General features: G+C 50.9%; 13 protein-coding genes and 1 rRNA gene (1 of these 14 cut by a window edge). 1 reads left to right on the plus strand and 13 read right to left on the minus strand.

Annotated elements, in window-relative coordinates; genetic code table 11:
* Both NST84_RS26390 and NST84_RS26395 read right to left on the minus strand, forming a co-directional pair.
* Positions 1 to 825 (minus strand): 16S ribosomal RNA (locus NST84_RS26390) (it extends 723 nt beyond the left edge of the window).
* A gap of 466 nt (positions 826 to 1,291) precedes the next feature.
* Positions 1,292 to 2,167 (minus strand): nucleotidyltransferase-like protein, encoded by an 876-nt coding sequence (locus tag NST84_RS26395; RefSeq protein ID WP_342563032.1) that lies wholly within the window; start codon positions 2,165 to 2,167, stop codon positions 1,292 to 1,294.
* A 129-nt stretch (positions 2,168 to 2,296) separates the two neighbouring features.
* On the opposite strand from NST84_RS26395, the gene NST84_RS26400 reads away from it, so the two are divergent.
* Entirely contained in the window at positions 2,297 to 2,665 is a 369-nt protein-coding gene (locus NST84_RS26400) for a DUF2614 family zinc ribbon-containing protein (protein ID WP_342563033.1), read from the plus strand.
* Between the two features lie 130 nt (positions 2,666 to 2,795).
* Here the strand turns inward: NST84_RS26400 and NST84_RS26405 are convergent, their stop codons facing one another.
* The 11 genes from NST84_RS26405 to sigY form a co-directional block, all read right to left on the minus strand.
* Entirely contained in the window at positions 2,796 to 4,523 is a 1,728-nt protein-coding gene (locus NST84_RS26405; RefSeq protein ID WP_342563034.1) for a glycosyl hydrolase family 18 protein, read from the minus strand.
* Positions 4,524 to 4,729: 206 nt separating this feature from the next.
* A complete protein-coding gene (gene perR / locus NST84_RS26410) occupies positions 4,730 to 5,161 on the minus strand; it encodes a peroxide-responsive transcriptional repressor PerR (RefSeq protein ID WP_342563035.1) in 432 nt (143 codons plus the stop codon).
* 134 nt (positions 5,162 to 5,295) lie between these two features.
* Positions 5,296 to 7,155 (minus strand): DUF4097 family beta strand repeat-containing protein, encoded by a 1,860-nt coding sequence (locus NST84_RS26415; RefSeq protein ID WP_342563036.1) that lies wholly within the window; start codon positions 7,153 to 7,155, stop codon positions 5,296 to 5,298.
* A gap of 41 nt (positions 7,156 to 7,196) precedes the next feature.
* A complete protein-coding gene (locus NST84_RS26420) occupies positions 7,197 to 7,667 on the minus strand; it encodes a GNAT family N-acetyltransferase (RefSeq protein ID WP_342563037.1) in 471 nt (156 codons plus the stop codon).
* Positions 7,668 to 7,758: 91 nt separating this feature from the next.
* Positions 7,759 to 9,204: an Asp-tRNA(Asn)/Glu-tRNA(Gln) amidotransferase subunit GatB gene (gene gatB, locus NST84_RS26425; RefSeq protein WP_342563038.1), complete on the minus strand. Its 1,446-nt coding sequence runs from the start codon at positions 9,202 to 9,204 to the stop codon at positions 7,759 to 7,761.
* Between the two features lie 52 nt (positions 9,205 to 9,256).
* Positions 9,257 to 10,714 (minus strand): Asp-tRNA(Asn)/Glu-tRNA(Gln) amidotransferase subunit GatA, encoded by a 1,458-nt coding sequence (gene gatA / locus NST84_RS26430; RefSeq protein WP_342563039.1) that lies wholly within the window; start codon positions 10,712 to 10,714, stop codon positions 9,257 to 9,259.
* 23 nt (positions 10,715 to 10,737) lie between these two features.
* Complete coding sequence (gatC, locus tag NST84_RS26435; RefSeq protein WP_342563040.1) at positions 10,738 to 11,025, minus strand: Asp-tRNA(Asn)/Glu-tRNA(Gln) amidotransferase subunit GatC; 288 nt, start codon at positions 11,023 to 11,025, stop codon at positions 10,738 to 10,740.
* A 139-nt stretch (positions 11,026 to 11,164) separates the two neighbouring features.
* The gene (locus tag NST84_RS26440; RefSeq protein WP_342563041.1) at positions 11,165 to 11,548 is read right to left on the minus strand and encodes an ATPase; all 384 of its coding nucleotides are present in this window, start codon (positions 11,546 to 11,548) and stop codon (positions 11,165 to 11,167) included.
* 144 nt (positions 11,549 to 11,692) lie between these two features.
* Positions 11,693 to 11,917 carry a hypothetical protein gene (locus NST84_RS26445; RefSeq protein ID WP_342563042.1) on the minus strand — a complete coding sequence of 75 codons (225 nt, stop codon included), beginning with the start codon at positions 11,915 to 11,917 and terminating at the stop codon, positions 11,693 to 11,695.
* Entirely contained in the window at positions 11,914 to 12,243 is a 330-nt protein-coding gene (locus NST84_RS26450; protein WP_342563043.1) for a DUF5345 family protein, read from the minus strand. The genes NST84_RS26445 and NST84_RS26450 overlap by 4 nt, the downstream gene beginning before the upstream one ends.
* Complete coding sequence (gene sigY, locus NST84_RS26455; protein ID WP_342563044.1) at positions 12,236 to 12,790, minus strand: RNA polymerase sigma factor SigY; 555 nt, start codon at positions 12,788 to 12,790, stop codon at positions 12,236 to 12,238. The genes NST84_RS26450 and sigY overlap by 8 nt, the downstream gene beginning before the upstream one ends.
* Between the last annotated feature and the right edge of the window lie 16 nt (positions 12,791 to 12,806).

A 12,806-nucleotide genomic window follows, 5' to 3' on the forward strand; every position in this document is an offset into this window, starting at 1 on the left:
ACTCATCGTTTACGGCGTGGACTACCAGGGTATCTAATCCTGTTTGCTCCCCACGCTTTCGCGCCTCAGCGTCAGTTACAGCCCAGAAAGTCGCCTTCGCCACTGGTGTTCCTCCACATCTCTACGCATTTCACCGCTACACGTGGAATTCCACTTTCCTCTTCTGTACTCAAGCCACCCAGTTTCCAGTGCGACCTCAGGTTGAGCCCAAGGTTTAAACACCAGACTTAAATAGCCGCCTGCGCGCGCTTTACGCCCAATAATTCCGGACAACGCTTGCCCCCTACGTATTACCGCGGCTGCTGGCACGTAGTTAGCCGGGGCTTTCTTCTCAGGTACCGTCACTCCGGTAGCAGTTACTCTACCGGACGTTCTTCCCTGGCAACAGAGCTTTACGATCCGAAAACCTTCATCACTCACGCGGCGTTGCTCCGTCAGGCTTTCGCCCATTGCGGAAGATTCCCTACTGCTGCCTCCCGTAGGAGTCTGGGCCGTGTCTCAGTCCCAGTGTGGCCGTTCACCCTCTCAGGTCGGCTACGCATCGTCGCCTTGGTGAGCCGTTACCCCACCAACTAGCTAATGCGCCGCAGGCCCATCCCTTACCAGCAGATTGCTCCGCCTTTCATTCTCTTCTCATGCGAAAAGAGAAATTATCCGGTATTAGCTACCGTTTCCGGTAGTTATCCCAGACTAAGGGGCAGGTTGCCTACGTGTTACTCACCCGTCCGCCGCTAAGCTTACCCCGAAGGATAAGCTCCGCTCGACTTGCATGTATTAGGCACGCCGCCAGCGTTCGTCCTGAGCCAGGATCAAACTCTCCAATAAGGTTTTTCCGAGTAGTTACCACACCCGAATTACTCCGAGGAAATAACCATCCGAAAACTATCGAAAAGAGCGATTGCTCATTTTGAAACATCTGACGAGAATTTACATTCTCTACTTTTGGATCTCACCGAAGTGATTTCCGATACTCACTCGTTGTTCAGTTTTCAAAGATCAAGCACGTCGTCGCTTGCGATGTTCTCGTCAGCAGCGACCTTTATAATATATCATGTCGCCCTCATTTTTGTCAACATCTTTTTTTGAATTTCTTTTTTCCGTTGATCACCATCTGCTGTTCAGCTTGACGGTGTGTCGGAGGGACGAGTTATAATTTATCACAGATTTAACACCCGAGTCAACCCTAAATATTTCGTTTTATTTTTCTGCGTTAAAGGCCTGCTTTTACATTACAAACAAACAAAAAAAGAGAGCGTATTTCCTCTCCTTAGCTTAACCTGTACAGCTATATTTATAATGTGTAACGGACCGTATGTCCTTCAGAAGCATCTTTAGACCAGGCTGTGATCTCTCTTATCTGTGAGCGGGATACCAGCTTGCGCAGTACCAGCGGCAGTTCTGCACCAAGCGGACTGAGACCCGAATGCTGTAATAACTCCTTAATACTCCACGATTCTTTGCGGCTCCCGAGAATGTTCAGCAGCAACCCGCAACAGTCGGACATCTTGGACATAAGGGCAAATTCGCAGGCAAGCAGAATCAGCTCAATTCTTTGATCCAGTGTTTCGGTACTCACTGTAAGTTCTTCATACAGCTTATGGACCGGGGTATTAAGGCTCTTTACTTGCTCCCACACCGCCGGATTCGGGAAGCAGCCTGCTTCACTGACTTCAATACGAGCCCAGTGATACAAGGCCATAAGCACACAATTGTACGCATCCATCGTACAGCAGGCTTCGATATAGCGCTTGGATTTTACATACATATGCAGGAACCGGGCAAATTCCATGAACAGCACGCGATCTTTAAGCGGCCCCTGAAACCGGATAATCTCCCGCCTCATCTCACCCAATATCCCTTTGGGGTCCCAGATAACTTCACCTGTTATAAGACTGGTCAGTAATTCGTTGTTATCACCTGCCAAAACAGCCCGTTCCAGCGCAGGCAAACCAACATGAACTGTCTGTGTCCGTCTCTCTCCGGCAATCGTATGGGTCAAAATCCGTTCTTTCTCCTGCTCCGCGTGCAGCATCAGTACCACCATATCAAAATCATGGAGCAGCGCGCTCTGAAACGGAGCGTTACCTTTTTGCCGCAATGCTACGGCGCCCAGGACACTTTCATCAAACGTTTCTCCACTCAACAGGGTCAAATTGGACAGTTCCATGCTTCCCTCCATCAAATTTGGCGATTTTGCGTCACGTCAGTTATAATTCTCTTTAAATATTAATATTCTACATATCCATGTCAGTTCCTTCTGAACGTCCGAACTATATTTAGTTAGGAGCCACTAATCATGAAGATAAAATCGGCTAAAATCAATGCTTTCCGCACCTGGGGACTGCTGCTGACCATGCTTGGAATGGGCCTTATGATTGCCGGGACTGCAGGAATCGTGTTCTGGGGATCAGCAGGTAAGGTGGCAGCGGCAATCGGACTGGTTATCGGTCTGATCTCCATGATGGCCAGTTTGGCCATCTACTTCTGGGCAGGCATGCTTTCAACGAGTGCAGTTCAGCTGGAGTGCCCTGAATGTCACAAACTGACCAAGATGCTGGGCAAAACCGACCGCTGCATGTTCTGCCATACTCTGCTCACCCGCGATCCCGCACAGGCAACTATTACAGCTGAGCAGCTTGAGAGTCAACAGCTCAAATCCCACTGACAAGCCTCATGCACTTCTATCTTCTAATTATCTACTCTCCCACTGAAAAATCACTGAAAAATGATTGAAAATATAAAAACAAGGTGCCCCCTATACGGGAACACCTTGTTTTTATTATGATCAAAGCCGGCTATTTGTTTATTTCCTGCAGTGCTTTCCAGGCCTCGACCGTTCCGAAGCTGCGCGTCCAGGAGGCCACTCCGCCGAGCCCGAAGGACTTGGCTAGCTCAACTCTCGCTTTTAGGGAAACCTCGTCTTCAATCCAGATTTTCTGGAGATTTCCTTCTTCTTTGTACTCGACATAGTTCTGTCCTGCTTCACTATCGAAGGAAGGTGTCAGTTTCTTTTCTGCCAGAAGCTCCTGGACAGTCTTCATTCCGACAGCTTTGGAGCTGACCTTCATCTCACCCTTTTCCGTAGTCTCTGTCCAGATTCGCGTATATAGAGGCACACCAAGGATTATCTTCTCGGCAGGCACCTCGTCCTCCTTAATGATCCGGCTGATTGAGTTCTCAACCCACGGCAACGAGGCGACAGAACCTGCTGTAGGGCTGGAAGCCCAATGTTCATCATAAGCCATGACCATTAAAAAGTCAGCTGTTGTACCAAGAGCCTTACGGTCCAGAAATAAGGACCACATCTCACTATTGGACTTAGGGGTAACATCAATCGAAATAATCAGATTCTTGGCCTGGGCCATCGGCTTCAGTTCCCGCATAAACTGCGTAACATTGCCTCCATCCTTGGTATACACATTCTCAAAATCAATATTAATACCATCCAAATCATATAAATCAGCATATTCAAGCATCTGGACTATCGTCGTCATCCGTCTCTCATAGCTTGATAACGCCTCAGTGGTAAGATCGGCATCAAAGCTGTTACTGAGCAGCGCCCATACTTCCATGCCTTGCTTGTGAGCCCACTCTACATAGGCTTTATCCGCCTTACTTCGCACATTCCCGTCAACATCAACAATACTGAACCACGTCGGACTAACCACGTTAACCCCCGGAAGCTCACCGAAGTTTGCCGGGTTAGGCTTACGCTCATACACGGCTTCCCAGAACAGATTCACAGCCTTCCCTTTCCAGCTGCGTTCTGCACGCGTAGGTACGTACTCCCTCTGCTCCACCGTCTTTTCTCCGTCAGCAGTAATGTCCTCGGCCTTGATAAATCCGGTATACCCGCTGTTCATCTGCACATACAGCCATTCCTCGTTCTCGGTAGCTGAATGCCAGATCCGTACCACTGTACCCGGCGGCATATCCGCAATAATCGGCGCATGAATGGTCGGCCCCTTGCGCAATGCCTTTGTACGACCGCCCTCCTCGCCTTTTACTGTGCCAAGCTTTACGCTCTCACCGGCAGTCATCAGCAGAACAGCGCTGGTACTGCTATCCTCCTCTACTTCTAAACCATAGAGGTTCTCAAGGGAATCTGCCGGAAGATAGGTCACCCCGTCCTGTTCCTCAGGAGCAAGCCGGAGCTGAACAGGCTCGTTGTTGAGGCTTGCCGCGGTTGTATCCTCCTGCATATATAGCAAATCATTATCTGTAGAAAGGATAACGGACTTGGTAGCTTCTTCATAACGGATGTCCGGGTCAACATACTCCTGCAAAAGCGGAAGCGGTAAAAGCAAGCCGTCACCGGTGCCGCTGGCAGAATAACCAGTCAATTGTCCTTTAACGAAAATAGGCTGCTGCACTCCATTCCAGTCCGGATCAATATGCTGACGGTTTGGCAGTACATAAAAAGCAACCCAATAGGCGGCTGCAGCAATGATAACCAGTCCCAGGAAACGGCGAAGACGGCTTCCACGCTTGTTAGTGCGTCCTTGTCTCTGTCTGCTCTCCAAAATATATCCTCCAAAACTATCAATAGATTTTCATTCTGATATCCAATTTTAAGTATACGCTATATTCAGCGCTTTGGTTTCGCAAATCTACTGGAAGAAGCGGCATTAACTGGCCGGCATATTGTAGTAAAACAAAAAACGTGCGGCAGCCGTTACCGGATACCACACGTTATAAATTACGCTTCCTGATATAAGCGTCTATACAGCTAGTGCTTCTTCTCACTACAGCCTTTGCAGACACCGTACATCTCCATCCGTAATCCGTGAACCTTGAAGCCTGTTGCCAGCTCGGCCGCATGCTCCACCTCATGAAGGGAGGGATAGCTGAAATCCTCAATTTTACCGCATTCCTGGCAGATGACATGATAATGATCGGATACATTAGCATCGAAACGGCTGGAGTTATCGCCGTAGGTCAACTCACGCACCATTCCGGCTTCCATGAACATTTTCAAATTGTTGTACACCGTTGCCACGCTCATACTTGGAAACTGCGGCTCCAGCGCACGATAAATATCGTCTGCCGTAGGATGATTCAACGCTTCCATCAGATACGTCAAAATTGCATGACGCTGGGGTGTAATACGGACACCGGTAGTCTTCAATTGTTCCAATGCATGCTGTACGCCACTACCCATCAATTCCACCGCCTTTAAATTAAAGCCATAATGTAAGATCCTAAAACTATACTGCAATTGTAAAACCCGGCTTTGAATGTTGTCAATGCACCAAGTACATTATATTTATTATTATATAATAAAAATTACTTTTTTCAATATTCCTTCACATTTAAGCTGCTGTTTCCTTCCACACGCACCTTAAATTCACCCGTACCTACCTCGCCGGAGATCGTCTTTTTATCAATGGCCAATCCGGAAATGTCTGTGCTGATATTACCGTAGCCGCTCGATCCGTTCACTGCATAGTTGCCTGAAGCAGGCAGAGAAAGCGTAATATCCCCTACCGCGCTGTAGACCTCCCAGTCTCCTCCGAGCACCTCAGACCGAATGTTTATTGTGCCGTTCAGCGATTCCGCATGCAGCTTCGCCCTTGAGCCGTCAACTTCAAGGTTGCCGTTTTTGCTGGACAGGTTTACTTCATCCCCGCTGCCCGTAGCAGAAATATTGCCTACGACCGTAGAGAGCTTCAGCACTCCGGTAACATCCCAGGCATCCATACTTCCGCCGCCTGATGCAAGATCGACGTTTCCTTGAACTGTACGTGCCCGCACCGCACCGTTCAGTGTTTTTCCTTTTACATTTCCATAAATGCGGTGCAGAATCAGCTCTCCGTTGCCCGTTTCCAGAGCAATATCCTGAATCGCCTCAACATTCTGTAAAGTAATGCCGCCGTTCATCGTCCGCACATCCAGATTGAAGCGCCGGTCTTCCGGAAGCGAAATATCCAGATCGATACGCGGCTGGCGTTTGCCGGATTCACCATAGGCCTGGTATTGGGGAGTTATTTTAATGGTCGGCCCTTCCTCCACCTGAACAAAAGACTGCTCAGAGACCGCCTCGGCCTGCGCGCCTTCAAGCTCATCGACCCATACAGTCGCTATAATTTCAATATCCTCTACAGCGGCACGGTGGATGAGAATATCTCCGTTAATACCGTCGACCGTAAGTTTGGAGGTGCCCAGCTCAACGGGTACAATTAGCGGCGCTTTTTCATACCTGTTACCCGTAGCTTCCCCGTAATCCACCGCAGCGACAGTCAGGTTCATACTGACCTTGTTCCACAAGTGTAAGTAGTGCTCCTGCTCGGCTACAATAAATACGCTGGCCCCCAGAATTATTGCCGACAGCAGGCCGCGCAGGTCCATCCGGGGTCTCGGAGCTTTGATTGCTCTGCCTCTGCGGCGTGCAAACAAAGATATCAGCAGGTACTCCACACCCCACAGCACCGGAATCAGCGGCCACCATTTGAGCAGCAGCAGCATCGTTTCCGTACCGTTCAGCCAGTCCAGCAGCAGAAAAACACCTACACCAGCCAGCACTAAGGCGGCTGTATAACGGCCTACACGGCGCGGACGGCGTTCATCGCTTTTGCGGACCAGGATGCTCTTGGCTATCTCTCGTATCCCCAGCCACAGAGCACTAAGAATCAGCACTCCCGCAGTCAATGCCCCCGCATAGCCCTCAAAGAATTGCTGCAGCCAGAGAGGCTTTTGCCGGAAAAGAAACATGAGCGCCCCGCCAATCAGCAGCATCAGCCCGAAAGAGATCCCCGGTTCGCTGATCCAGGCTCTGGATCTCTTGACCGCTGTTATCGGCAATTCCGGCTCAGATTCCTCCGGCAGCTGCAGGATACGGTCTGCAGACTGAAGGACATCAAATACATTGTAGAAATAAACAACCGGAATCAGCAGCGCGAGCAAAATAAGCAGCGGAACGTTGATCTGCATGCCGGTTGATGAGAAGTACAGCATAGCCGCGATGTCCAGTAAAATAATGAACAGGAAAGATATCCCCTTGCGGAAAAGTCCGAAATAAAGATGTCCGGATCCAGGGATAACAGCCGCCAGCAGCCCTGCTATAAATTTGCGCTTGCGGGGGCGTTTTTTCTGGCGTGGCGGGATTACAGGCGGCTTAGGCGGCATAACAGATTCATCCTGCTGTTCGGAACTCATATCGGGACTCTTCCTTTCACGAAAGGTATAGTTCTTCCTGCTCAAAGCTGCCCACCCCGGTAAAATTCAATCAGCTCCACTCCCGGAGCCACTTCCTCTACAGCTGCAGGAACAAAACCATGCTTTGTATATAGGGTCACAGCAGGGCGATTCAGTTTCCCTGTAGATACTATAAACTGTTCCATTGCGGAATGATGCCTGAAAATAAATTCCAGCAGACTTCCGGCTATACCTTGGCGGAAATGCTCAGGATTCACCATCATCCGGGTAACAGTCAGCTTGCCCGGCGTTTCCTCCAGAACAGCTGCGGCACCCAGCAGATCCCCGTTGTCATCCAGGCAGCCGTAGAATACCTCCTTGACCGCCGCCAGCATCTCTCTCGTCTCCAGCAGCGGAGGGATTTCATTGAAGCCGATGATCTCCGCCTCCAGCCGGTAGGCTTTATGCTGAAGACTCCAGAGCTCGCTCAGGGTATACTCATCCTGCAGATCCAGCCTGACTATTGTATTCATCCGTACATTCCCCTTATATGCCAGCACAGGACCTGCCGTTGCCGACAAGCCCTGTGCTGAAGATCCTATAATAAATTACCCAAAACCGGTTCTATCCGTTCAATACTTCAGCCAGAAGTGTATTTACAAGGCCCGGATTGGCTTTGCCTTTGCTCTCTTTCATTACTTGTCCGACAAGGAAGCCGATTGCCTTCTGCTTGCCTGCCTTATAATCCTCTACAGACTGCGGATTCGCAGCTACGACTGCTTCGACAATTTGCTTGATCGCGCCTTCGTCACTGATCTGCACAAGCCCCTTCTCTTCAACAATAACTGCAGGGAGCTTGCCGCTTTCCAGCATTTCCTTGAATACGGTTTTGGCAATTTTGCTGCTGATCGTGCCTCCGGCAATCAGACCGATCATCTCGCCCAGCCCCTGCGGGGTAATCTTAACCTGGGATAATTCCAGGCTGTTACTGTTCAGATACCCGAGCAGATCGCCCATCATCCAGTTGGCTACGGCTTTGGCATCCTTAGTATAAGCAAGGCTGCCCTCGAAGAAATCAGCCAGCAGTTTGGATGAGGTAAGCACGCCGGCATCATAGACGGGCAGTCCGAACTCTTCACTGTAGCGGGCCTGCCGGGCATCCGGCAATTCCGGAATAGTCGAGCGGATGGATTCCTTCCAGGCATCATCAATGTGCAGGACAATCAGATCCGGGTCCGGGAAGTAGCGGTAATCATGAGCTTCTTCTTTGCCGCGCATGGACAGGGTTTTGCCCTGAGCCTCATCCCAGCGGCGGGTTTCCTGCACGACAACTCCGCCGTCATCCAGAATCTCGCCCTGGCGGAACTGTTCATATTCTAATCCGCGCAGCACGCCGCGGAAGGAGTTCATATTCTTCAGCTCTGCACGGATGCCGAACTCTTCCTGGCCTACAGGGCGCAGACTGATGTTGGCATCGCAGCGCATCGAGCCTTCTTCCATCTTGACGTCGGAGACATCGCAGTACTGCATAATCGCGCGGATCTTCTCAAGATAGGCGCGGGCCTCTTCAGGGGAGCGCAAATCCGGTTCGGAAACAATCTCGATCAGCGGTGTACCTACGCGGTTGAAGTCAACCAGTGAAGCAAAACCGCCGTCAACATGAGTCAGCTTACCGGCGTCCTCTTCCAGATGAAGACGGGTAATTCCGATGCGTTTGGTCTCACCATTAACCTCAATATCGATCCAGCCGTTCAGCCCGATCGGCTGATCGAATTGCGAGATCTGGTAGGCTTTTGGCGAATCGGGGTAAAAATAGTTCTTGCGGTCGAACTTGCTGACATCACCGATCGTGCAGTTCAGCGCCATAGCCGCTTTCATTGCATATTCCACCGCCTGGCGGTTCAGGACCGGCAGCACGCCGGGATGTCCCAGGCAGACCGGGCAGGTATGGGTATTAGGCGGAGCTCCAAATTCTGTCGAGCAGCCGCAGAAAATTTTGGACTTGGTATGAAGCTCCACATGAACTTCCAGCCCGATGACCGTTTCGTATTTAGACATAAATGATCTCATCCCTTAAAAGTTTTGTGAGCTTGTACTTGTACACAGTCTTATCCGGCGGGACTTACAGCTGTGGCCGCTCTTTGTGGTAGTCTGTATTCTGTTCAAAGGCATGCGCTACGCGCAGCACGGTGCTCTCGTCAAATTCCTTACCGATGATCTGCAGTCCGACCGGAAGACCTCCGTCAAAGCCGCAAGGAATGCTGACCGCAGGAATACCGGCAAGATTGACCGGAATGGTCAGTATATCGTTCAAATACATGGTCAGCGGATCTTCCGTCTGCGAGCCCAGCTTAAAGGCAGCCGTCGGCGCCGTCGGGCCGATAACCACGTCGTATTTCTTGAATACTTCGTCAAAATCCTGCTTAATCAGGGTACGGACCTTCTGAGCCTTCAGATAATAAGCATCATAATATCCGGAACTCAGAGCATAGGTGCCCAGCATAATCCGGCGTTTCACTTCCGGTCCGAAGCCTCGGCTGCGGGAGTTAAGATATAGATCAAGCAGGCCGCCGCCCTCATCGGCGCGTACACCGTAACGGACACCGTCAAAACGGGCCAGGTTGGACGAGGCTTCCGATGAAGCAAGCAGGTAGTACGCTGCCACCGCATATTCGGTATGCGGCAGGGAGACCTCTTCCCATACAGCGCCAAGACCTTCAAGCACTTTGAGGGCCGACATGACCTGTTCGCGGACAGCTGCATCTACACCTTCGCCGATATATTCCTTCGGCACGGCAATGCGCAGTCCGGAAATGTCGCCGGTCAAAGCGCTGAGGTAATCAGGAACGTCTACCTTTGCTGAAGTGGAATCCTGGGCATCGTAGCCTGCAATAGCCTGCAGTACATATGCGGAATCCTCTACATTGCGGGTAACAGGACCAATCTGGTCAAGCGATGAGGCAAAGGCAACGAGACCAAAACGGGATACCAGGCCGTAGGTTGGCTTGAGGCCGACCACTCCGCAATAGGAAGCAGGCTGGCGGATGGAGCCGCCGGTATCGGAACCAAGTGCGAATAACACTTCGCCGGCAGCTACTGCCGCTGCCGAGCCGCCGCTCGATCCGCCTGGAACATGCTCAAGATTCCAAGGATTGCGCACCGCACCATAAGCGGAGTTCTCATTGGAGCCGCCCATGGCGAACTCGTCCATGTTCAGTTTACCGACCGTCACGGCATCAGCCTGACGCAGCTTAGAGACAACGGTTGCATCATAAATCGGCTGGAAATTATCCAGGAACTTACTGGCACAGGTCGTGCGCAGTCCTTTGGTTACAATGTTATCCTTAATTCCTGCAGGAAGGCCGAACAACAGTCCGCGCGCCGCCCCGGATGCCAGCTTGTCATCCAAAATCCGTGCCGACTGGCGTGCCCCCTCCTCATCCAGCGTTAAAAATGCATGCACCTTACTGTCACGTTCTGCAATTGCAGCCAGTGATTGTTCCGTCAGTTCGCTGACGGAAATCTCTTTGCCCTGCAGCATGCTATGTAATTCAGGCAATCTATATTGAAACAGGCTCAACATTCTTCCTCCTTTCGGTATAGTTATTCCAGTACAGCCGGAACCTTGAAGTGTCCGTCTTCATCTTCAGGCGCATTAAGCAAAGCTTCTTCCTGGGACAGGCTCTCCTTCACGACGTCATCGCGCATTACATTGCTGACCTGCAGCACATGCGTAGTAGGCTTTACATTCTCTGTATCCAGCTCATTCAACTTCTCAGCATATTGTAAGATAGCATTCATTTGTTCAGTAAAAACAGCCTCTTCTTCCGGGCTTAATTGCAGTCTGGCCAGCTTGGCCACATGCTGCACATCTTTGACAGTAATGCTCATACCAAATATCCCTCCTGTTTAAAGGGCTAAAGCGCCCGGATAACGTTTTTAATTATATTGTAGAAGGCTGGACAATTCAATGTACTTGTCATTCCGCCCTTATTGGCATAACAAAAAGACCGGCTTGCGCCGGTCTCCCTTAAATCCAAGCCCGGAGATTCACCTGTTTGATGAATTCCGCCTGGGACATGCTCTCTTTAGGTGCTGCTTCCGCCTCTTCGGCTTCCGCATCATCGCCGTTCATCAGATGATGGAACAGCTTCTCGTTATGCGTCGACAAAGCGTAGTCGATCAGTGCTTCATGGGTCGCTCTTTCAGCTTCCGCCTCCAGCAGCTGCTCCTCCGCCTCAATATCCTCTGCAGTAACATAAAAGTTCCTGTTAGCCTGAGGAACACGAATAACATAATCGAACGCGTTGTCAGGATTGCGGTCATAGGCAATCAGGTAGCCGTAGTCTCCGATAGGAAGACTCTGTTCAAACGCGTCAGCAACAATGACAATCTTCTCTCCCAACCGCAGCATCGCCTTACCTCCTGCTCCAAAATCTATCATGGTTCTACTTGTTTCAACAGTCTACTAGAAAAAGCTAGAGCTGTCCAGCAGCAGCAGGGGTGTTAAATGAAAGTTCACATTTTTTTCTGAAAATCAACATTTCCAACTTATGGTTCAGCCTCTTCGTCCCGTTCCCCGGCGGTGTTCCGGCAGTACAACAAACAGCAGGTAAACAATCAGCGGAGCGGGAAACCCGGTCATCCCCCATAAACCCCAGAACCAGGCTGCCCTGCCTTTATCTCTTCTGCGGGCATCCTGGAAAAGCCAAGTCCCCTGAACCAGCAGTGTGACGGCAATGACAGCCCACAGCCAATATGGCACATCTTGCAGTTCCTTCATTGCCTTCTGTCCTCCTCCCGCTGCCTGAGCTTTGCGGCTGCCAGACCGCCAAGCAGAGCAAGCGGAATTACCGCTTGGAGAACCCAATAAACTGCAGGCGCGAAACCAAAAACGGCCAGAACAATACTCAAAAGGAAGATCGCAGCCAATAAAAACAGCAGCAGCTCCCGGCGGCCCTGGCGGCGTCTGCGGATAGCCTCTGCGGCCAAAAACTGCTGCATCATCGGTAAGGAAGGTGCCGGGATGTCGTCATACTGCGCATCCAGACGTTCCAGCTCAGCGGATAGCTTATTCAGAAGCTTCCGGTTCTCTGCCTCATTACTCATCCTCTTTCAGCTCCTTTCTCAGCTGCTGCAGACCTGCAGATACACGCGATTTCGCGGTTCCCGGCGGAATCTCCATGATGCTTCCGATCTCTTCATAGCTGTAGCCGTAGTAATGCTTCAGCAGTACAGCAAGACGCTGGGGCAGCGGCAGCCGTGACAGGGCATCGAGCACTTCGCTCCACTCCATATTGCGGCTTTCGAACCGCCAGCGTATGGCCGCCGCTCCCCGTTCTTGGCGCAGCCAGACAGATTCCCGCTTCCAGCGCCGTTTACGGTCAATGTACAGCCGTGTTGCAATCGTAATCAGCCATGAGGAAAAAGCCGAAGTCCCATTGTAATTGCCGATCTTCTCCATGGCCCGTACCATAGTGTCCTGGACAAGATCTTCCGCCAGGGAAGGGTCCATAGTAGCTTTGATTAAATACTTGAACAAAAAGTTGTAATGCTCACGCAGAAGCCCGGCCAGCGCCGAAGCATCGCCCTGCTGGGCCTGCCTGATTAACTCCAGCGTCCCTTCGTTCATCAGCTTCCCTGTTCCCTCCTTCATTGTGCACAACTGTTAT

The organism is Paenibacillus sp. FSL R7-0345, assembly GCF_038595055.1.
In the GTDB taxonomy this organism is placed as follows: Bacteria; Bacillota; Bacilli; order Paenibacillales; family Paenibacillaceae; genus Paenibacillus_AQ.